The 18904-nt window shown below is 53.2% G+C and carries 22 protein-coding genes and 1 pseudogene; 11 read left to right on the top strand and 12 right to left on the bottom strand.

What is annotated here, in order from left to right; all coding sequences use genetic code 11:
- Positions 1 to 78 precede the first annotated feature (78 nt).
- The gene (gene tyrP / locus IM282_RS16615) at positions 79 to 1290 is read left to right on the top strand and encodes a tyrosine transporter TyrP (RefSeq protein WP_192970655.1); all 1212 of its coding nucleotides are present in this window, start codon (positions 79 to 81) and stop codon (positions 1288 to 1290) included.
- 316 nt (positions 1291 to 1606) lie between these two features.
- On the opposite strand, the gene IM282_RS16620 is transcribed toward tyrP, so the two are convergent.
- On the bottom strand, positions 1607 to 2275 hold the full coding sequence (locus tag IM282_RS16620) for a YecA family protein (protein WP_023306505.1): 669 nt from the start codon (positions 2273 to 2275) through the stop codon (positions 1607 to 1609).
- A 411-nt stretch (positions 2276 to 2686) separates the two neighbouring features.
- On the opposite strand from IM282_RS16620, the gene IM282_RS16625 reads away from it, so the two are divergent.
- From IM282_RS16625 to IM282_RS16650, 6 genes are all read left to right on the top strand, one after another.
- Positions 2687 to 3808, top strand: coding sequence for a branched-chain amino acid ABC transporter substrate-binding protein (locus IM282_RS16625; protein WP_038416286.1), 1122 nt, complete (start codon positions 2687 to 2689; stop codon positions 3806 to 3808).
- Between the two features lie 68 nt (positions 3809 to 3876).
- A complete protein-coding gene (locus tag IM282_RS16630) occupies positions 3877 to 4791 on the top strand; it encodes a branched-chain amino acid ABC transporter permease (protein WP_003859667.1) in 915 nt (304 codons plus the stop codon).
- An 11-nt stretch (positions 4792 to 4802) separates the two neighbouring features.
- Entirely contained in the window at positions 4803 to 6077 is a 1275-nt protein-coding gene (livM, locus tag IM282_RS16635; protein ID WP_063146298.1) for a high-affinity branched-chain amino acid ABC transporter permease LivM, read from the top strand.
- On the top strand, positions 6074 to 6949 hold the full coding sequence (locus tag IM282_RS16640) for an ATP-binding cassette domain-containing protein (RefSeq protein WP_023300474.1): 876 nt from the start codon (positions 6074 to 6076) through the stop codon (positions 6947 to 6949). Before livM ends, IM282_RS16640 begins: the two co-directional genes overlap by 4 nt.
- Complete coding sequence (locus IM282_RS16645) at positions 6946 to 7662, top strand: ABC transporter ATP-binding protein (protein WP_032622411.1); 717 nt, start codon at positions 6946 to 6948, stop codon at positions 7660 to 7662. The genes IM282_RS16640 and IM282_RS16645 overlap by 4 nt, the downstream gene beginning before the upstream one ends.
- Positions 7663 to 7825: 163 nt before the next feature.
- On the top strand, positions 7826 to 8296 hold the full coding sequence (locus IM282_RS16650; RefSeq protein WP_063146296.1) for a hypothetical protein: 471 nt from the start codon (positions 7826 to 7828) through the stop codon (positions 8294 to 8296).
- Between the two features lie 5 nt (positions 8297 to 8301).
- Here IM282_RS16650 and IM282_RS16655 read toward each other — a convergent pair whose 3' ends face one another.
- The 3 genes from IM282_RS16655 to IM282_RS16665 are packed head-to-tail and all read right to left on the bottom strand — an operon-like array spanning position 8302 to position 9899.
- Complete coding sequence (locus IM282_RS16655; RefSeq protein ID WP_046619373.1) at positions 8302 to 9228, bottom strand: LysR substrate-binding domain-containing protein; 927 nt, start codon at positions 9226 to 9228, stop codon at positions 8302 to 8304.
- Positions 9229 to 9258: 30 nt separating this feature from the next.
- Positions 9259 to 9582 (bottom strand): hypothetical protein, encoded by a 324-nt coding sequence (locus IM282_RS16660; protein WP_023306512.1) that lies wholly within the window; start codon positions 9580 to 9582, stop codon positions 9259 to 9261.
- 2 nt (positions 9583 to 9584) lie between these two features.
- A complete protein-coding gene (locus IM282_RS16665) occupies positions 9585 to 9899 on the bottom strand; it encodes a DUF4225 domain-containing protein (protein WP_223862066.1) in 315 nt (104 codons plus the stop codon).
- Here IM282_RS16665 and IM282_RS21945 point away from each other — a divergent pair.
- The 4 genes and pseudogenes from IM282_RS21945 to IM282_RS16680 form a co-directional block, all read left to right on the top strand.
- Positions 9837 to 9968 (top strand): annotated as a pseudogene (locus IM282_RS21945) (integrase); the annotation flags it as partial. The gene IM282_RS16665 and the pseudogene IM282_RS21945 overlap by 63 nt on opposite strands.
- A 424-nt stretch (positions 9969 to 10392) precedes the next feature.
- Positions 10393 to 10572: a type II toxin-antitoxin system HicA family toxin gene (locus tag IM282_RS16670; protein ID WP_012906750.1), complete on the top strand. Its 180-nt coding sequence runs from the start codon at positions 10393 to 10395 to the stop codon at positions 10570 to 10572.
- Between the two features lie 21 nt (positions 10573 to 10593).
- Positions 10594 to 11004 (top strand): type II toxin-antitoxin system HicB family antitoxin, encoded by a 411-nt coding sequence (locus IM282_RS16675; protein ID WP_045895535.1) that lies wholly within the window; start codon positions 10594 to 10596, stop codon positions 11002 to 11004.
- A gap of 33 nt (positions 11005 to 11037) precedes the next feature.
- Positions 11038 to 11793, top strand: coding sequence for a glycosyltransferase family 25 protein (locus tag IM282_RS16680; RefSeq protein WP_063863729.1), 756 nt, complete (start codon positions 11038 to 11040; stop codon positions 11791 to 11793).
- A gap of 17 nt (positions 11794 to 11810) precedes the next feature.
- Here the strand turns inward: IM282_RS16680 and IM282_RS16685 are convergent, their stop codons facing one another.
- Genes IM282_RS16685 through IM282_RS16720 form a run of 8 tightly spaced genes read right to left on the bottom strand, consistent with a single transcriptional unit; the run spans position 11811 to position 18893 of the window.
- Positions 11811 to 12233: a tail fiber assembly protein gene (locus IM282_RS16685; RefSeq protein WP_063863728.1), complete on the bottom strand. Its 423-nt coding sequence runs from the start codon at positions 12231 to 12233 to the stop codon at positions 11811 to 11813.
- A gap of 1 nt (position 12234) precedes the next feature.
- Positions 12235 to 13893 (bottom strand): pyocin knob domain-containing protein, encoded by a 1659-nt coding sequence (locus IM282_RS16690; RefSeq protein WP_063863727.1) that lies wholly within the window; start codon positions 13891 to 13893, stop codon positions 12235 to 12237.
- Positions 13880 to 14467 carry a YmfQ family protein gene (locus IM282_RS16695; RefSeq protein ID WP_063863726.1) on the bottom strand — a complete coding sequence of 196 codons (588 nt, stop codon included), beginning with the start codon at positions 14465 to 14467 and terminating at the stop codon, positions 13880 to 13882. Before IM282_RS16695 ends, IM282_RS16690 begins: the two co-directional genes overlap by 14 nt.
- The gene (locus IM282_RS16700) at positions 14467 to 15546 is read right to left on the bottom strand and encodes a baseplate J/gp47 family protein (protein ID WP_045897204.1); all 1080 of its coding nucleotides are present in this window, start codon (positions 15544 to 15546) and stop codon (positions 14467 to 14469) included. The genes IM282_RS16695 and IM282_RS16700 overlap by 1 nt, the downstream gene beginning before the upstream one ends.
- Positions 15539 to 15952 (bottom strand): phage GP46 family protein, encoded by a 414-nt coding sequence (locus IM282_RS16705; RefSeq protein ID WP_045897202.1) that lies wholly within the window; start codon positions 15950 to 15952, stop codon positions 15539 to 15541. Before IM282_RS16705 ends, IM282_RS16700 begins: the two co-directional genes overlap by 8 nt.
- Positions 15953 to 15955: 3 nt before the next feature.
- Positions 15956 to 16489 carry a phage baseplate assembly protein V gene (locus tag IM282_RS16710; protein WP_063863725.1) on the bottom strand — a complete coding sequence of 178 codons (534 nt, stop codon included), beginning with the start codon at positions 16487 to 16489 and terminating at the stop codon, positions 15956 to 15958.
- Positions 16489 to 17544 (bottom strand): phage baseplate assembly protein, encoded by a 1056-nt coding sequence (locus IM282_RS16715; protein ID WP_063863724.1) that lies wholly within the window; start codon positions 17542 to 17544, stop codon positions 16489 to 16491. The genes IM282_RS16710 and IM282_RS16715 overlap by 1 nt, the downstream gene beginning before the upstream one ends.
- Positions 17541 to 18893 carry a DNA circularization protein gene (locus IM282_RS16720; protein ID WP_063863723.1) on the bottom strand — a complete coding sequence of 451 codons (1353 nt, stop codon included), beginning with the start codon at positions 18891 to 18893 and terminating at the stop codon, positions 17541 to 17543. The genes IM282_RS16715 and IM282_RS16720 overlap by 4 nt, the downstream gene beginning before the upstream one ends.
- Positions 18894 to 18904 lie beyond the last annotated feature (11 nt).

Raw genomic sequence — 18904 nt, forward strand, 5'->3', positions numbered from 1 at the left:
TGATTTGACGAGATGGTGCTTTTCCCTTACTCTGCGCCGCAGAATGAGTCGCGGTATGGAAGCGTTGTAGAGGAAAGCGTGAAGAACAGAACTCTGGGAAGTATTTTTATCGTCGCCGGAACGACAATTGGCGCAGGAATGTTGGCCATGCCGTTGGCTGCCGCCGGCGTCGGGTTTGGGGTTACCGTAGTGCTGCTGGGCGGTCTTTGGGCCCTGATGTGTTACACCGCGCTATTATTGCTGGAGGTTTATCAACATGTCCCTGCCGATACCGGCTTAGGCTCCCTGGCTGCACGCTATCTTGGACGCTACGGGCAGTGGATCACCGGTTTCAGCATGATGTTCCTGATGTACGCGCTGACCGCCGCCTACATCAGCGGCGCCGGGGAGCTAATTGCGTCAAGTATCAATGACGGCTTCGGTGCGTCGCTTTCACCGGAAACAGGCGCCATTGTCTTTACGCTGATCGGTGGCGGTGTGGTTTGTGCGGGCACGTCGCTGGTCGATCTGTTTAACCGTTTTTTGTTCAGCGCCAAAATTCTCTTCCTTGTTGTGATGCTGGTGCTGCTGGCACCGCATGTGCACAAGGTTAACCTGCTCTCCCTCCCGCTGGAGAAAGGTCTGGCGCTTTCGGCCATCCCGGTTATTTTCACCTCCTTCGGTTTTCACGGCAGCGTGCCGAGCATCGTGAGTTATATGAACGGTGATATTCGCAAGCTGCGCCGCGTCTTTGTGATCGGCAGCGCCATTCCGTTGGTTGCTTACCTGTTCTGGCAGCTGGTGACGCTGGGCAGTATTGATTCCACCACCTTTATCGGCCTGATGGCAGAGCATTCTGGTCTGAATGGATTCCTGGTTGCCCTGCGTAACGTGGTGGCCTCTTCACACGTGGAGCTGGCGGTACATCTGTTTGCAGACCTGGCGCTGGCAACCTCCTTCCTCGGCGTGGCGCTTGGCCTGTTTGACTATATGGCGGATCTGTTCCAGCGTCGCAATACCGTTGCCGGACGCTTACAGACGGGGGCGATGACCTTCCTGCCGCCGCTAGCCTTCGCGCTCTTTTATCCGCGCGGGTTTGTGATGGCGCTGGGGTATGCTGGCGTGGCGTTATCGGTACTGGCCCTGCTGCTGCCTTCCCTGCTGGCGTGGAAGAGCCGCCAGCAACATCCGCAGCAAGGATACCGCGTGGCGGGTGGTAAGCCGCTGCTGTGCGTGGTGTTTGGTTGTGGGGTTGTAATTATTCTGGTGCAGGTGCTGATTGCAGCGGGAGTGCTGCCGGAAGTGGGATAACTTATTTATACAGGTCCTGAGGTACTGTTCCGTTCACCTTAAGATCAACAGAATATGATTTTTTCACAGCATGTGAACGGGATAAGGGGGCCGCCGCGGCCCCCTTATCAATCCCCGCGGCCCCGCGGAAAATCGGTGCTTCGCACTGCGCTCACCTCCCGACCATCTGCCTGCGGTCGGCTCAACTCGACATCCTGTCTCGATTCGCCTCTGGCCGCCATCCATGGCGTCCAGCCCTTGTCATCTGGTCTCCGGTTCGCCGATTTTAGCGGGGACTCAACACCCGTGCCCCATTCAGGCCACAGTAATTAATGATTTAATGCAGGCAGCAACTCTTAAACTTCTTCCCGCTCCCGCACGGACACGGATCGTTACGTCCCACCTTCGACCCGTTCACGATCGGCTTTTTCGCTTCCGGCTGCTGCGGATTAGCCACCCAGTAGTTGTACAAACGCAGCGCCGCAGGCTGAATGCTCTCGATGCTGGCCATATACTCCTCTTCGGTCAGCGCTTCCAGCTTCTCGCTGTTCTCTTCCGTTCCGTGCAGGGCAATCACCGCCAGATCCGCTTCCAGCGCTTCCGGCAGGGATGACCAGTCCGTCAGCGCCACGCCGCGCATGTAGCCATAGCACCACTCTTCCACTACGGTATAGCTCTGACCGTCAACGTCGTTATAGCCAAACAGCGGTTCAAACTGATCCGGGTATTCGCTCAGGCGCTCGGCAATATCGTTCATGTGCTTAAAGCAGAGATCGATAAAACGGTTCATTTCACGATCGTTTTTCCAGCGTGGAATATACTTCTCACCACCCCATACCGCTACCAGCCAGGTGTCGGGCTCCACCACAACGGGACCGGAAAGTACTGCGGTAAGCATGCCGTCCAGTTCGGACACGTCAATCACGGATGCATCGTCGTGTCCGTAAGAGATTAATGTCTCTTCCAGCCACGCCATCTCGCTTTCATTTAATGGGCCTTCAGCCATTGCTGATACTCCTGATAAAAAAAACGATCCTGACATATATCGCCGCGCATGCCTATCTGAAGTTTAGGTCTTTATTGCTGCAAAAACGTGCAAATCGTGACCGTTGCACAACTTATGGGCTTTGTTGTTAAGGAGATGTGATCTCCGCTGTAAATTCATCTCATCCCGCAAAGGCGCATAAAACGGCGCTCTATACTCAACGTGTTGTGACCCGGTCAAGGGATTAACCATTCTGGCAACCTTTTTGCTTAATGTTCTGCGCGCTTCGCGGTGCGTGGGATCCACGCCGTATTAAGCACGAGATTGCTTCTAAAGTGCATTTTGTTCTCGCTCTTGTTTTTGGATTTACGATGCCATCAGGCGTTCGGGTTTATACCTGGTGCAAAAACCTCTTTGCTAAGGAACATAATAATGTCGCTGAAATTTACCAAAACTCCCCTCTCCCTGTTGCTGGCCGGTTGTCTGGTGACGGCCTTTTCTGCACAGGCCGATATCGTGATCGGCGTGGCCGGGCCGTTCACAGGCCCGAACGCAACCTATGGCGATCAATACTGGCATGGCGCTACGCAGGCGGCGGAAGACATTAACGCCGCTGGCGGGATCAACGGTGAGAAAATCAAACTGGTTCAGGGCGATGACGCCTGCGAACCCAAACAGGCCGTTGCCGTCGCCAACCGCTTAGTCGATCAGGATAAAGTGAAAGCGGTCGTCGGCCACTTCTGCTCCTCGTCGACCATGCCCGCCTCCGAGGTCTATAGCGATGCCGGGATCCTCTCCATCACCCCCGGCTCAACGAACCCGCTTATTACCGAGCGGGGCATGAGCGATATGTTCCGCATGTGCGGACGTGACGACCAGCAGGGCCAGGTCGCCAGCGATTTTATTCTCGATAAGCTGAAAGCCAAACGGGTCGTCATCATCCACGATAAAGACACCTACGGTCAGGGGCTGGCGGACGCCACTAAAGCGGCGCTGGCGAAACGCGGCGTTAAGGAAGTGATGTACGAAGGGTTGTCCCGCGGGGAGAAAGACTTTAACGCGCTGGTGACCAAAATTGGCGCACAAAAACCAGACGTGGTGTTCTTCGGTGGCTGTCACCCGGAAGCGGGCCCGCTGGTTCGCCAGATGCGTGAACAGGGCGTGCAGGCGAAGTTCTTCTCGGGAGACTGTATCGTCAATGAAGAGATGGTCACCGCCGCCGGTGGGGCGCAGTACACCAACGGTATTTACATGACCTTCGGTAAAGACCCGCGCCTGATCCCGGACGGAAAAGCCGTCATCGAGAAATTCCGCGCCGGTAAATTTGAACCAGAAGGATACACCCTCTACGCCTACGCGTCTGTGCAGGCTATCGCAGCGGCATTCAAGGCCACGAAAGGGACGGATTCCGTAAAAGCCAGCGAGTGGCTGAAGGCCAACCCTGTCGACACGGTGATGGGTAAAAAAGCCTGGGACAGCAAAGGTGACCTCAAAGTGTCTGACTACGTGGTCTACCAGTGGGACGACAAAGGCAAATATAAAGAAGTGCCATAACGGGACGGAATCTGCTCAACGCCGGCAGGTCTGACTGTCGGCGTAACCCTTTATTCAGGTGCGCGACCATGAGTACATTCTTCCTGCAACAATTAATTAATGGCTTAACGCTGGGTTCGGTCTACGGTCTTATCGCCATCGGCTACACCATGGTGTACGGCATCATCGGTATGATCAATTTCGCCCACGGCGAAGTGTATATGATCTCCGCCTATCTCTCGGCCATTGGCCTGGCCCTGCTGGCGTTTTTTGGACTCCACTCCTTTCCGCTGCTAATCCTGGGAACCCTGGTTTTCACCATCGTGGTCACCGGCGTTTATGGCTGGACGATTGAGCGCATCGCCTATAAGCCGCTACGCAATTCGACGCGTCTGGCGCCGCTGATTTCGGCCATCGGGATGTCGTTGATACTGCAAAACTACGTCCAGCTCAGCCAGGGCCCACGGCAGCAGGGCGTACCGACCATGCTGGATGGCGTGCTGCGTTTTCACCTCGGCGAAGGGTTTGTCCAGATAACCTATACCAAAGTCTTTATTCTCATCGCCTCGTTCGCGGGCATGCTGGTGCTGACCTGGATTATCAACCGTACCCGCTTAGGGCGCATGTGCCGTGCGGTGCAGCAGGATCGTAAGATGGCCTCCATTTTGGGTATCAACACCGACAGAATTATTTCGCTGGTGTTTGTTATCGGCGCAGCCATGGCCGGGCTGGCGGGCGTGCTGATCACCATGAATTACGGCACCTTTGATTTTTACGTCGGGTTCGTTATCGGCATCAAGGCCTTTACGGCGGCGGTGCTGGGCGGCATCGGCTCTCTGCCCGGTGCGATGCTTGGCGGGCTGATTCTGGGCGTCGCAGAAGCGCAATTCTCCGGGATGGTGAACTCGGATTATAAAGACGTGTTCTCGTTTGGATTGTTGGTATTAATCCTGATCTTCCGTCCTCAGGGGCTGCTGGGCCGCCCTGTCGTGGCTAAAGTGTAAGGAACAACGCGATGACCTCTGACGGCTTTTCCCTGAAGCGCTGCATTCTGGACGCGATTTTTTCCGGAATGATCGCCCTGATTATTTTCGGCCCGATTGCGGGCGTGATACTGGATGGTTACAGCTTTAACTTTGACGGCCAGCGGCTGGCGTGGATTGTAGGCACGGTGATGCTGGGACGCTTTTTGCTGAGCGCCTTTTCAGCTACGGCGGCCGGAAGACGTTTACAGGCGCGGTTTGAATCCGACAATGCGGGGGTGTATGTCCGGCCACCGGCGTATAAAAGCCGCATGCGCTGGATCATTCCGCTGATTGTCACGCTGGCGATCTGCTTCCCGTTTGTGGCCACAAAATACGTTCTGACGGTCGCTATACTCGGACTGATCTACGTCCTGCTCGGTCTTGGGCTGAACATTGTCGTTGGCCTGGCAGGGCTGCTGGATCTGGGTTATGTCGCCTTCTATGCCATCGGCGCTTACGGGCTGGCGCTCGGGTATCAGTATCTGGGGCTTGGGTTCTGGAGCATGCTGCCGCTGGCGGCGCTAATGGCTGCGGGCGCGGGTGCCCTGCTCGGCTTTCCGGTGTTGCGCATGCACGGGGATTATCTCGCCATCGTCACGCTCGGGTTTGGCGAGATCATCCGCCTGGTGCTGAACAACTGGCTCACCTTCACCGGCGGGCCTAACGGCGTTTCAGCCCCTGCTCCGACCTTTTTTGGCCTGGAGTTTGGCCGACGCGCCAAAGAAGGCGGCGTCCCTTTCCACGAGTTTTTCGGCCTGACCTATAACCCCAACATGAAGTTTATTTTCATCTATGCGGTGCTTTTCCTGGTAGTCATGCTGGTGCTGTACATTAAACACCGGCTGACCCGAATGCCCATTGGACGCGCGTGGGAAGCGCTCCGTGAGGATGAGATTGCCTGCCGTTCCATGGGGCTGAATCACGTTCTGGTCAAACTCTCGGCCTTCACCCTGGGCGCATCGACGGCAGGTATCGCCGGGGTGTTTTTTGCCACCTGGCAGGGGTTTGTTAACCCCACCTCTTTCACCTTTTTTGAATCGGCCCTCATCCTCGCGATTGTGGTCCTGGGCGGGATGGGCTCCACCGTCGGCGTCGTACTGGCCGCCTTTGTGCTGACCGTCACGCCGGAACTGCTGCGCAGCTTTGCGGAATACCGCGTGCTGCTGTTTGGCATGCTGATGGTGGTGATGATGATCTGGCGTCCTCGCGGTCTGATCCGCATCAACCGCAGCGGATTTGCCGTGCGTAAAGGAGTGGCGCCATGAACGCAACGATTTTGCGTGTAGAACATCTGATGATGCACTTCGGCGGGATCAAGGCCTTAAACGACGTCAATCTTGAGGTGCAGCGCGGCTCTATTACTGCACTCATTGGGCCTAACGGCGCGGGAAAAACAACCGTCTTTAACTGCCTGACCGGTTTCTACCGGGCCTCCGGCGGCAACATTCTGTTCAATGCACGAAATAAAACCACCAATGTCATTCAGGTGCTCGGCCAGAAACTCCAGCCGGGCGACTGGCTCAGCCCGGCGCAGCTTGGTCAACGCCTGTTCTATAAGATGTTTGGCGGCACGCATCTGGTGAACCGCGCGGGTCTTGCGCGCACGTTTCAGAACATCCGCCTGTTCCGCGAGATGTCCGTTGTGGAAAACCTGCTGGTGGCACAGCACATGCGCGTCAACCGCAATCTGCTGGCGGGGGTGCTGAACACCCCTGCGTATCGTCGGGCAGAGAACGAGGCGCTGGACCGGGCGTTTTACTGGCTGGAGGTGGTGGATCTGGTAGATTGCGCGAACCGTCTGGCCGGGGAAATGTCCTATGGCCAGCAACGACGCCTCGAAATCGCCCGCGCCATGTGCACCGGCCCGGAGATGATTTGTCTCGATGAACCTGCTGCCGGCCTGAACCCGGTGGAGACGCACAAGCTGAGCGAGATCATCAGGTTCTTGCGCGACCACCACGACATCACGGTTTTGCTGATCGAGCATGATATGGGGATGGTGATGGGCATTTCAGATGACATCATTGTGCTCGATCACGGCGATGTGATTGCCAGAGGTAAACCGGCTGAGATCCAGCACAATGAAAAAGTGATTGCCGCGTATCTGGGCACCGACGAAACCGAGGTTAATCTGTGAGCGCACCGATGCTTCAATTTCATAATGTGGACGTTTTTTACGGGGTGATCCAGGCGTTGAAGCAGGTTTCACTTGAGGTAAACAAAGGGGAAACCGTGGCCCTGATTGGCGCTAACGGCGCGGGGAAGTCAACATTACTGATGTCTGTCTTTGGTCAGCCCCGGATCCGCAACGGGCAGATCCTCTTCTGCGGCGAGGATATCAGCCACAAATCCACCCACTATGTTGCCACCGGCGGCATCGCGCAGGCACCTGAGGGACGACGCATTTTCCCGGATATGTCTGTAGAAGAGAACCTGCTGATGGGGACAATCCCCGTCGGCAATCAGCATGCAGCTGAAGATATGCAAAGCATGTTCGACCTCTTCCCTCGCCTCAAGGAGCGGCGTAACCAGCGGGCGATGACGCTCTCCGGCGGTGAACAGCAGATGCTGGCTATTGCCCGGGCGCTGATGAGCCGTCCTAAACTTCTGCTGCTGGATGAACCCAGCCTCGGCCTCGCACCCATCGTGGTTAAACAGATCTTCCAGACGCTGCGCGAACTGGCCCGTAACGGAATGACGATTTTTCTGGTCGAGCAGAATGCCCACCACGCGCTGAAGTTGTCCGACCGCGGCTATGTGATGGTTAACGGGCAGATTCGGTTAAGCGGCAGCGGCGAGGCGTTGCTAAAGGATCCGGAGGTGAGGAAGGCGTACCTGGGCGGCGTGTGAAGCCTGGAGGCTATAGTGAGAAAAACTCACAGTGATTGCCATTATTAATCGTTTTTCTGATGCGACCGCATTCAAATATCATCTTTACGACCCGCCTTTGCGCGGGTCGATAAAACGTTCAGCCGCAAACTGAATAATAATGATAAGAGGATCCGGGGCAAATATGACACTTGATGCGTTATATCAGTTAATGAAAACTGTATTACCACCTGACACCAATTCAGCCGATGATTTACAGGATTTTATGGCCATGCTTATGGCTAAGAAACATCACTCAGAGGCTCTGTCACCGTTTTCGCAGCGCGTATACATGCTGTCCGTTGCCCATCGCGACCCTAAGCAAGCGGCTGCGCTGATTTCAGCCTGTCATCCTGAAGCAGGAAAGCCCCTTCCGCTGCTCGACTTCTCCGGCTGGCCGCACGTGCGCTACGCCACGTCGGGTGAATTACAGACGCCTGAGACTGAAGAATATTTTCACAGGATTTCGTCTGCCGCCACGATATTACGCGGTGCAATTATTGACGCTGAGCAGCAGAAAAACACGCCAGCATTTTATATTCTGGATAAGGTACTCAGCCTGAACAGCGCTTTGCCAGAACGCTATAAAAAGATGGCAAACATCTCTTACTCATAACGGTATTAATAAACCCGGCTTTCATCGTATTCCAGGTAATCGATATCCAGAGCCGGAACGACCGGGGTATGGTTTTGCAGCCAGCCCAGAAGGTGCTGGATGCTCTCTCTTTTGAGCGAATTTTTTGGCCAGACGAGGTAGTAACCATCTCCCGTCGCGATAGCTTCCCTGAACGGCAGGCCCAGCAGGCCGCTTTTCAGGGCATCAAGCGTGAGATGCAGGTCGGCGATAGCGATGCCGTGCCCGTTCATCGCGGCGATACTTCCCTGTTCAAGGGTATCAAACACCATGCCGCTGCTCATATCGAGCCCCGGAAACAATCCTGTTCTTCGCAGCCAGCGCCGCCAGTCACGTCTGTCCGGTGAAGGATGGATCAAATCGCATTGCGAAAGCTGCTGCCGGGCCGGTTCGATAAGCGATGGGGTGCAAACCGGGATAAGCCATTCATGAAAAAGCAGCTGGCTTTCCGTTGTCTCACCAAAACGGCCATTACCGAGAAGGATGGCGCAGTCGTATGGCTCAAGATTGAAATCAACGGTGTCAATGTCCATCCAGACGCTGGCAATCTCCACCTGCGGTTTTGGATGGTTGTTGCGAAAAGATCGCAGCACGTCGAGAAGCCATCTCATGGTCAGGGTGCTGGGTGTTTTTAACCGCAGCAGATGGTTTTCACTGCGAAATGCCCGGCAGGCCCATTCAATGCTCGTGAAGCTTTCGTTAAGCTGTCCGGCAAGCACTCGCCCGGCTTCAGTGACCTCCACGCGAGGACCTAGCCTTTTGAAAAGCTCGCAGTCGAACCACAGTTCAAGGGTACGGACATGTCTGCTGACCGCGCCCGGCGTAATATTGAGCGTTTCAGCGGCTTTACTGAAGGAGTTCAACCGCGCAGCAACTTCAAACGCACGCAGTGCATACAATGGCGGTAAAGACATAGCGTCCCTTAAATGAAAAAATTCATTATGCTAAAACTTGTTACGGGGCAATGCCAGCAAGTAAATTATGGAGAAAAACAATGAGCCCCAATATACCGAGTCATAGCGATAGGGGTCAAAATCTATATGCAAAAAGCTGCTGACAAACTCGTAGCCATTGGCAAAGATGTTTATCTGAACGGCTGCAATAGCGATTACAAACACCCTATACGCGATAAATAGCGGGTATTTATGCAGCCTGTTAACTTTTAGTTTGCCGAGATAAAGCAAGAGAAAAATTGCAATAGATACAATAAAATAGGCCACGGCAGGCCAAACAGGTGGATGAAGCGAAAATTCTAACTCTTGAGACATAATCAATTCTCTTTTGCTATCTGGTACATCTGCCACCCCGTAATGCTTCCACTGGTCAAATCCAGCGCCATTGCGGTGTTAGATGCCTCTTGCCAGCCTCTGATATAAACGGATTGGATATTGTGGAATAAACTCCAGGACTTCTCTCTGGGACCCAAAACTTTTCTGCCCGCACCATATGCCGATAAAGAGAGATCAACGACGCCATAGACTAACTCAGCCTGGTTATTACCATAACCTAACTTCGTAGCAGCAAATCTAAAGGGATATCGGATCTGGAAGGAACGCTTAACGAAAAACAGGGAATCGCTGGTCATAAAAACGCGTCACAGACAGCACGTTATGATAGAAAAATTCCTATAGTTCCGGTCGTCGGAGGGCAGTAATGCCCTCTTTTTGTGGTGAAGCTGAATGGCGAAAGAATGGCGAATGGCGAAAATTAGGCAATAAAAAACCACCTTTCGGTGGTTTACACGACACTGCTTATCATTGATTTTATTCTACTTTTCCCATGGTAGCCGGAGTGGGACTTGAACCCACACAGCGCGAACGCCGAGGGATTTTAAATCCCTAGTAGAACATCTATTTTTCAAAAAGTTAGCTGATTTTTTCCTAAGATAACATCATTTATGGTTCCAGATTTGGCGCGGGACATACACGTTTATCTTAGGAAAGATTTTAGTTTTTTTTGCCTGGATTTTATCCGCTATCACTTCAATGATTTATAACCCCTATAACCCCAAAAGTGATTGACACTAATTCTCTTTGGGGTTATTATAACCCCATCAAGACATTACAGAGAGCCGGAGGATGGATAGCAGGAATGCAATAGCAATGATAGAAGCCGATGGGTGGTATCTGGTGAGAGTTAAAGGCAGTCATCACCAGTTCAAGCACCCAACGAAAAAGGGGCTGGTAACTGTAAAGCATCCACAGAAAGACATACCGTTACCAACACTGAAAAGCATCAAAAAACAGGCGGGGCTCTAAGCCCCCCTACTGGAGGTTTACATGTTGTACCCTGTTGCTATTGATAAAGGCGATTCATCCTTCGGCGTTCGCGTACCTGATATTCCTGGCTGCTTCTCTGGCGGTGATGATTATCAGGACGCGATTGAAAGCGTACGTGAAGCGATCGAGGCACACATCGAATTACTGGTTGAAGATGGCGAGACCGTTCCCGAAGCTACGACCGTCGAAAACTGGCTATCTGATCCGGAATACGCCGGTGCGGTATGGGCATTGGTAGACGTGGATATAACACGCCTGATGGGAAAAGCGGAAAAAATCAATGTGACGCTTCCTTCACTGCTGATCCGCCGTATCGATCAGTTTGTGGCCGCGCATCCTGAATACGGCAGCCGGTCTGGCTTCCTGTCTCGTGTCGCGGCAGATAAAGTAATTGGACGAGAAAAACGATAAGCCTCGAAAGAGGCTTTTAATCACAGGTTTTTTATGAAAATTTTTATTGTAAATCTTAAAAAGTCAGTAGAAAGACGGCAGAAAATGGAAGCTCAGCTTCAAGCCTTGGGCCTTGAAGCTGAGTTTATCGAAGCCGTTGATGGCAGACTAATGTCTGAAGAGGAGAGGAAAAGTGTCACTGCGAAAGTGAATTATGCTTTTCTTCCTGGGGAAATCGGTTGTGCGTTAAGTCACCAGAAAATCTATAAGAAAATGATTGACGAGAATATAGATAATGCGCTGATTCTCGAAGATGACGTTGTTTTGGATGAAGAATTTAAAAAGGTTCTGGCACAAATCAGTATCCCTGCCGATCGTCCGTCTGTTATTTTATTAAGCCGCTCCAATAAGTTTTTCAAAAAACCGTTAAAAAAATTAACGAACAAACATTCTCTGCATAAAACATTACATGCAACCACTACTCATAGCTATATATTAAATAAAATCGCGGCTCGTTCTTTACTTAAAGGACTTAATCCTGTTTGGATTGTGGCAGATAAATGGGGACTATTCGAAGATATGTCATTAGTTGACGTCTATTCTGTAGTCCCTCATCCAGTACATCTGTCTGACGAAGCTAAAAGCTCAACAATCAATATTCCTGAAGATGCTCAGGCTATCCACAAGAAAAAAAAGGAATTATGGAATCTGCTTATGTCCCGCAGGACGTTGAAGACGAAGTTAAAGCATAAGTACAGAAGAGCCATTCTTCCAATTTTCAGTAAAGTAGTAAATCAAGGGAAAGGTTGAAACCCTGGTCAAGTTCATTAAGTGGGCTTGACCGGCCATTCAATATCTGGCGCTTTGCTGGTATCGATGCGGTTTAACGAGATTCGATATTCCCGCCACGCTAACAGGTGCGCCTCCTCTTCCTTTGTGGCCCTGCCTAAATCTACAGCATCTTTCAGGATAGAGATTGTTTCGCTTGCAGCAGCTATAAGCGTAGCCTTAAGCGCCTCAGCTTCGGCATCTAGTTGCTCCTTCGTGGGTGCTGGCGGGTCAGCAAGTACGGGTTGGCTATAGGTATTCAGAACAATCACCTTCCCCTTTCTCTGGCCTTCAAGTAAGTATTGATGCCATTGTTCAGATATCACGATTGCATCAGCGGGCCAAGTACCAGCCGATATGTAATCATCTTTGAACGCATCATCGAAAAAACCATTTTCAGCAGCGCTAAAGTAGACTGTCATATTAATATCCCTTTGCAATAAGCATAAATTTACCGTTAGCGTTATTCGCCCGCAGAACACACCCAGTTCGGCTATACGACGGAACCGCTATCGAAGAGTCATCACCGGAGCCATGGCCCGCACCATCATAGGTTATTACCACGCCAACACATGCATTGGGGAATGCGGTAGGGAAAGTAACATTCACATTCGTATTGTTTGTTACGGTTATATTACTCATTACCACTTCCATAACACCTGTTGAGGCATCTTTATGCGTCATGGCATTGGCTGATTTGGTTGCGGTATTTTTTAGGTTATACCGCGAATCGCTTTCCGCCTTCGTATAAGCCTGACCCGCAGGGGTATAACTTCCTTTCGGCTGGAAACGGGCATCACTGTCAGTTCTGGTGTAATATCGTGCATCAAAGTTAGTAAAATTGTTTGGTACTATCTGACCGCTGAAATAAAGAGTTGTGCCATTCCAGTAGCCAACATTTTTACTATTTGCCCAAAGTTCAATATGACCATCTTTTGAGTTGCGAAGACCTGAGTCATTATCACCAATATTTAAAACAGCTGAGCCCACGGAACCTATCTGAGTTGTACCTTTTACCGTCAGGCCACCATTTAGTGTGCCCCCTGTAGATGGTAACGCCCCAACATCACTCGCAGTTGGTTTATTGTCCTCATCATACTGCTTCATCCATGGTGTCCACACTCCGCTGTAAAACGTACGAATGTACGTACGGGAGCGGTTATAAATACGGTAAATCTGCGTTATTCCTGCATGCTTATAGACTTCAAGTGAACCTGCGTTGGGTTCAGGGTAATTCTTTCCTGTTGAAGCCTGTGCGTTCGCAGGCTGATAGTAAAGCCCGGGGTCAGTATACGTGTTAAGGTCAGCATTAGCTCCGATGCCGGTTGACAACTTAAAAATATCGCCAGGAAGCACATTAAAATCTGAAGATAATGGGTGTCCATTGACCTTTCGCCCGACCGGAACCGCACCTACGTCTGAGGCTGTGGGTTTATTCTTGTCGGTATAAAAATATTGGTAATTCTTTGTGCTCCCACTATCCCAGCGAATTGCTATTTTATCCGTATAACTGGACGGAATAATCAAATGTCTGTCGTCCCTGCTTCCACCTCCGTCCTGTAGTAATGTAACTGTGTGAGCGTACGGGCCACCATCAATAGCATGCGTCCAGAAGCCCGAAGGTAATCCGATGGGAATGTTGTCGTAGCTGTTTGACCCTGCTACGGCTGTCCGTGGGGCTGTCCCCCCAAGACCTCCGTAACCAACTATCAATACTCTGCCCGCTGTTGTATCGGTTTGAGACGTGACAGCATCTTTTTGAGCTGCCGTTTTTAATTGGAGGTTGGCTCTTGCCAGCGCTTTATCAGCCAGATCGGACAGATTGTTTTTCTTTAAGAGCGCATCCGGGATTTTGCTGGTGATAATTTTCACGATCGCCTGATGCAGCTGATCATGCTGGCCTTTGTTCAGTGCCAGTCCTGATTTCTCAACGACATTACAAATCTCCTCCTGAACGGCATCCCACATATCACTGTTCAGGTCAGTAGCGCGGCGCCCTGTCGCCGGATCTCCATTCGTAAAACCATTTTTACCTGGACCAAATTTATCGGCCTGTGCGGTGGGCGTATCAATTCGATGCATTTTCTGTTCCTTCCGGGTAAGCAAAAACGACGACGGTATGAGACGGCGCCAGTTTTTCAATAACACACTCTGCGACCGTGTCGCCCCATGTTCTGATTGCGGAGTTGCACGCACTTGTGCAGGTCTGCCAGCTGACGTTAGCGTCTGCCGGAATATTCACGCGCCAGTAATAACGCCAGAACTCACCCCACTCCGGGTCTGGGGTGCTGTCGAGATTCTGAAACTGCTCGATCGTCGCAGTGGTGTAGCCCAGCGCATCCAGCTGGTTGCGGTAAAACTGCTCGTTAATACCGCCAGCAACGTTAGCCTTTGCGTCAAGACGCTGCTGGCGCTGGCGCAGGGATTGCACACCGTCTGGCGTACAGGAATCCGGCAGGCCATAGACGGTTTCATAACGGTCAATCAGCTCAGTTGTCTGCGAAGGGTCGATCTCTTTCATCAGCGCATTAGCGCGCTGATGGACTCGGGCAAGTGACGGAGCCAGCCCTTCGATTAACGGATTCTCTCCTTCCCAGGCCGGGCCGGGCGGCAGTAGTCTGTAAAGCAGCTGCTCGTATTCGTCCTGAAGGGCCATCAGCTACTCACCTCCGTATAGGTTGCCCAGGTGATCGCACCCACCACGGGAAGTTCTGTCGCCCCCAACGCAACATCGGCCACCGGCGCGCGTAACTGGTGAGCAACCTCGCTCGTTGCCAGGCTAATCGCTTCGCTGATGCGTGAAAGATAAACTTTTCCTGACGGCACACCGTCCCGCAACATCAGGGAGTTCAGCTCCGCGGTAACGGCTGCGCGGATTTCAGCAGTATCCTTTGCCAGCGCAATAGTCATCGGAATAACCTTTTCGCTGGCAGGGAAGACCGTCAGCCCAGCCCCGGCCACGGGTGCCAGCGGCAAAATATGGTTTCGGACAGCCTGAACCAGATCATCGCCCGGCGCCGGATGGGTCGGGTCGCCAGTCGCCACCATCACGCCCACGGTCCCGATCCCGTTGTAATGCCGGAGCGTCCAGGCTCTGGTGATACCGGGGATCTCTTTTGCCCAGATGACATAATCCGGATCCGCGCCGCCCTGCGGTATCCAGTAGTAGCGCTCCATGACGCGGGCACGCCAGGTTTCCAGCTCCTCTACATCATCACCACCGGTTACCGTGTCGGCATACCCGGTGGACGGGATACCACTGACAGGCGTGCCGAGGCGCAGCGCGATGCCATCGTCAGTATTTCCTGCCGCCCCGGGGTTATCCGCCACCAGCGGAACACGCAGAACACCGCCTGACGCCTTAACAGTCTGGGTGGTTGTAAATGTCACCTGATCATCACGCTGCACCTGTGTGCCTGCCGGCAGCGTCGGCGTTCCGCTGATACCATCCCAGCGCACATAGCCTGTTGCGGCCACGGCATCTTTTCGGGGGCATCGTTTGATTCTGCCGTGCCGGTAAAGCCAGTCCTCATCACATAAATCAGGCAGCATGTTGCGCGCCAGATAATCGATATAGCCATACAGTGTATGTACTGCTGCTGCCTGTACCCGTGCATAGACCTCCGCGTCCATCCTGCGTAACAGCACGTCTTCCTGGAAGCGCGTCAGCAAATCACTGCGAATGGTGGCTATCAGTTGCGGGAGTTCAGGCCGTGAAAATTGACTGTCAGCCATCAAGCTCACTCCATATGTCATCGAATGTAATGTTGTGGATAGTGCCGTCTCGCTGGTAAATCGTTACCCCGGCGGCCAGTGTCTCTATCCCGGTCCGTTCGGCGGTTACGTCAATGCGTGCAGCAACACCGTCTTCTTTCATCCACGCCAGCGCCTGCTGCATATACTCGCGGGCATCCTGTGGCGTTTTGTTGGTGAGTTTCCGGCGTTTCAGCAGATACAGACGGGAGCCGATCCTGTCGTTCTGTACCGTCGGCCAGGTATCGCCCCACCAGCCATAGGGTTCTGGTGTCCGGTCGTCACTTTCGGCACGGCGCCATGAAAAAAGAGAGATCACAACTGAGCGTGTTAAAAGGTCGAGCGGATCCGTGGACTCCTTCAGGAGCCCGTTTACATAGAGGATCATGATTTAACTCATCGGTTGGTCGGGTGGGTTTGTCGTACCGCCGCCGTCGCCATTTTCTTTGTGGGTGTGGCCGTTGTACGTCGTGCGCATGGCAGACATCGTTTTGCCTGCGCCATCGCAGAGGTCTTTGATTTGTCCGGTGGCCTCGATATCCATTTCGAACCGGGCTTTTGGCGCATTGGTGAAAATAATTGGCTTTCCGCCGCCGTTGACGACGATCCCGGAACGGGTGAGCGTTACCGACTGCCCCTGGTCGTCATAAACCGCCACTTCACCGCGCGCCAGCCCTTTCAGGCGGTACCGTCGATCGGCAACTACCACAGCAACGCCGTGGGAACGATCGCCCCCCGGGAAGAGCATTACGGCTTCAGCACCATTCTGCGCGGCGGACGTAAACCCATACGGTTCGAGATGTTCAACGTTTTCTTTAGGTTCGCCAGCGATCAACTTCAGTCCTGCGGCCTGGCATTTTTTTGCGGTGTCCAGTGCAGTGATGACCGCCCGGGTGACAATGTTTTGAAGAGAAGTTCCGGCCATCAGAAATCAGAGCCTCCCGTGTTTTTTTTCTTCTTCGGTGCAGCCGGTTCTGGAAGATATGCGTCAGCCGGTCCGACACGAATTTCAGTTGTTGTGCCGTTATTGTCCTGGCTGTATGTCACTTCGGCGATCACCAGCTGTTCGTTGTCGAAGCCATTAAGGGGATCGTAAACGATGACCGAAAGGTTTGGTTGCCAGAGCTCACCATTCCCCTGGCGCCAGCCCTGCACTGTATAAGTGGTTTCTCTCGTTTTAGCGGCGCGCTGCCTTGACTCGAATTCACAGCGTGCTTTGCAGCTATCTGACGTCGCGGTGCCGGACTGCTGTAGGGTATGCGGACGGTACCGGGTAATCTCCCTATCCGTCGTCTTTTGCCGGATGGCGGCGATCGTCGCTTCACCAAAATCATCATCCGTTCCCGGTCGCTGGCCGGTGACGAGGTAACTGGAAAATCTTTCCCGGACGCTGCGTTCTGTATCGCATGAAAGAATATTCTCACCCAGCACCAGCGCCGTGGCCGCCTGTGCGCTGCCTGGTTTGCCAAGAACCAGCCGCCCCTGAGCATCGTCATAGGCCAGCGCCTGAACCTGCCCCATCAGCCGGTTCAGACAGTCCACTACCGTTTCACCATGTTCCGGCTGTGCATCAATGACTGCCGAGGCAGGAGCGCCTGCATCGATAACGTCAATACCGAATGGTTTTGCCAGTGCGCTGGCGATCCGGTAAAGGTTTTTCCCGTTGTGCTGTGCAGGTGATGCAGAGCAGTCAATAAGATCAGCCGTTTTACTGCGCCCGACGATCCCCATAGTGATCGCCGCTGCATCATAACGAAGCGGCAACGCTTCAACCCAGCCGGTGATCACCAGGTCATCCCCAATCATCACTTCAACGAGGTCGCCATTTTTTATCTGCGGCGCGCCGTCGCTTCCCGGCCATTGACGGGTAATCGTCACATTAAAATCGCGGGCTACGCGGTCAATACCGGCGCTGATGCGGGCCGAAGTCCAGCCGCCCCACTCCCGGCCATTAACGCGTAAAAATACGGTATTGTTCATCTCACAGGCACCCTCAGCGGTTTCACCGGTACGAATCCCGGATGGCGGATCACGTTTCTGGAAAGGATGTCACTTTCCCGCGCAGCATCGTCATACCAGCTCGCAGCAAGTACCAGCGCAGGAAGCACATCTGAAGGCGTACGCTCTGCGGTGATTTCCACCTGGGCAAGGCGCGCGGAAATATCGCGGTTCAGGTCCGTCCTGAGCACGGATATCTGTTGAAAAATGCCGTCATCGGTAATTCGCAACTGTTCCTGATCGATGGCCGCGTTAAGCACACTACGGATTTCGGTTAATTCGTCCCAGGTTGGCGGGTCTGCCGTTATCGCTGTACTGGCAGATCCATCCAGGGCTGGATGAGAAATATTGATGATGTCATTGCCGGGGACGCCGCCACTGACGCCGCTAATCTTCCCGGCCTGTCCCTGTGGTGCTGCAATAGTTTTGGGCTGTGCCAGCGTGGAAACTGCCTGAGAAGCGGCACTGATTGCCGTTGAGCGGATGACGGCGGCGATCATATTACTGCGGGCTTTCTGCACTTCGACAGAGCCGGGGTCTGTCGGCCATGTGCCCCGTGGCGCCAGACCGGGTTCGAGTGTGACACCGGACATGGTCTTGATCATCGTCACCAGGTCCGACGTATCGCCGGTAAGACGGTCCCCGGCACGCCATGCTTTTTGCAGAGCATTCACAAAATCACTGGCCGCGCTGGGCGGCATCAAAATGACCGACAAATCCCCCTGGAGAAGACGCATTGCCGCCGAGACGCCGGAATCTACCATTCTGAACGCATCAGCAACATCGCCAAGCATCGCCGCGGCATCTGCGAGCACGTCGTTTTGCAGAAAGTCCGGAATGCCCGAGAGAGAAAATGCAGAAAACATACTGTCAATTGCATCATCAAACAGGCCGCCCGACTGTTTCAGTCGCTGTGCCGTCGCCATACCCGCGACAGGAAATGAAAGTTCTCCGCTTTCCACAAACTGGAAGGAAACCCGACACATGCGCCCTTCGCTGTTGCTGTGCGTGACTCTGACCTGTCCGTCAATGCTGCCCTGCATTTCCCCATACTGTGGATGAACCAGCGTACCAGGCCCCGCTGTTTCAATTGCGCCAATGAGACGATCCCGCTTGTCTGCGTAATCATCACCAATCAAATAGGCGTTAATTGTCATCCTGCGCGTTGCGCGGCCCAAATCTTCCGTAAACGGTTTATCGCGGTTGGGATATTCATGCACCTGAACGCGACGGCCGAACGACCCTTCATCATCTTCCACGGAAAAAGGTACGCCGCGAAATGACGCATCACGCAGGCGATCGCGCCAGTCGGTTAAAGAAAAAAAAGCCATATAGCCCCCAG

It is taken from the genome of Enterobacter cloacae complex sp. P29RS (assembly GCF_014893445.1).
GTDB lineage: Bacteria > Pseudomonadota > Gammaproteobacteria > Enterobacterales > Enterobacteriaceae > Enterobacter > Enterobacter intestinihominis.

What these genes read in the sequence shown, in the direction of transcription:
- IM282_RS16640 (WP_023300474.1), top strand. Translation starts at nt 6,074, where the DNA reads ATGAACGCAACGATTTTGCGTGTAGAACATCTGATGATGCACTTCGGC.
- IM282_RS16630 (WP_003859667.1), top strand. Translation starts at nt 3,877, where the DNA reads ATGAGTACATTCTTCCTGCAACAATTAATTAATGGCTTAACGCTGGGT.
- IM282_RS16625 (WP_038416286.1), top strand. Translation starts at nt 2,687, where the DNA reads ATGTCGCTGAAATTTACCAAAACTCCCCTCTCCCTGTTGCTGGCCGGT.
- IM282_RS16650 (WP_063146296.1), top strand. Translation starts at nt 7,826, where the DNA reads ATGACACTTGATGCGTTATATCAGTTAATGAAAACTGTATTACCACCT.
- IM282_RS16660 (WP_023306512.1), bottom strand. Translation starts at nt 9,582, where the DNA reads ATGTCTCAAGAGTTAGAATTTTCGCTTCATCCACCTGTTTGGCCTGCC.
- IM282_RS16705 (WP_045897202.1), bottom strand. Translation starts at nt 15,952, where the DNA reads ATGATCCTCTATGTAAACGGGCTCCTGAAGGAGTCCACGGATCCGCTC.
- IM282_RS16700 (WP_045897204.1), bottom strand. Translation starts at nt 15,546, where the DNA reads ATGGCTGACAGTCAATTTTCACGGCCTGAACTCCCGCAACTGATAGCC.
- IM282_RS16655 (WP_046619373.1), bottom strand. Translation starts at nt 9,228, where the DNA reads ATGTCTTTACCGCCATTGTATGCACTGCGTGCGTTTGAAGTTGCTGCG.
- IM282_RS16695 (WP_063863726.1), bottom strand. Translation starts at nt 14,467, where the DNA reads ATGGCCCTTCAGGACGAATACGAGCAGCTGCTTTACAGACTACTGCCG.
- IM282_RS16710 (WP_063863725.1), bottom strand. Translation starts at nt 16,489, where the DNA reads ATGGCCGGAACTTCTCTTCAAAACATTGTCACCCGGGCGGTCATCACT.
- IM282_RS16675 (WP_045895535.1), top strand. Translation starts at nt 10,594, where the DNA reads ATGTTGTACCCTGTTGCTATTGATAAAGGCGATTCATCCTTCGGCGTT.
- IM282_RS16715 (WP_063863724.1), bottom strand. Translation starts at nt 17,544, where the DNA reads ATGAACAATACCGTATTTTTACGCGTTAATGGCCGGGAGTGGGGCGGC.
- IM282_RS16665 (WP_223862066.1), bottom strand. Translation starts at nt 9,899, where the DNA reads ATGACCAGCGATTCCCTGTTTTTCGTTAAGCGTTCCTTCCAGATCCGA.
- IM282_RS16720 (WP_063863723.1), bottom strand. Translation starts at nt 18,893, where the DNA reads ATGGCTTTTTTTTCTTTAACCGACTGGCGCGATCGCCTGCGTGATGCG.
- IM282_RS16680 (WP_063863729.1), top strand. Translation starts at nt 11,038, where the DNA reads ATGAAAATTTTTATTGTAAATCTTAAAAAGTCAGTAGAAAGACGGCAG.
- livM (WP_063146298.1), top strand. Translation starts at nt 4,803, where the DNA reads ATGACCTCTGACGGCTTTTCCCTGAAGCGCTGCATTCTGGACGCGATT.
- IM282_RS16620 (WP_023306505.1), bottom strand. Translation starts at nt 2,275, where the DNA reads ATGGCTGAAGGCCCATTAAATGAAAGCGAGATGGCGTGGCTGGAAGAG.
- IM282_RS16690 (WP_063863727.1), bottom strand. Translation starts at nt 13,893, where the DNA reads ATGCATCGAATTGATACGCCCACCGCACAGGCCGATAAATTTGGTCCA.
- IM282_RS16685 (WP_063863728.1), bottom strand. Translation starts at nt 12,233, where the DNA reads ATGACAGTCTACTTTAGCGCTGCTGAAAATGGTTTTTTCGATGATGCG.
- IM282_RS16670 (WP_012906750.1), top strand. Translation starts at nt 10,393, where the DNA reads ATGGATAGCAGGAATGCAATAGCAATGATAGAAGCCGATGGGTGGTAT.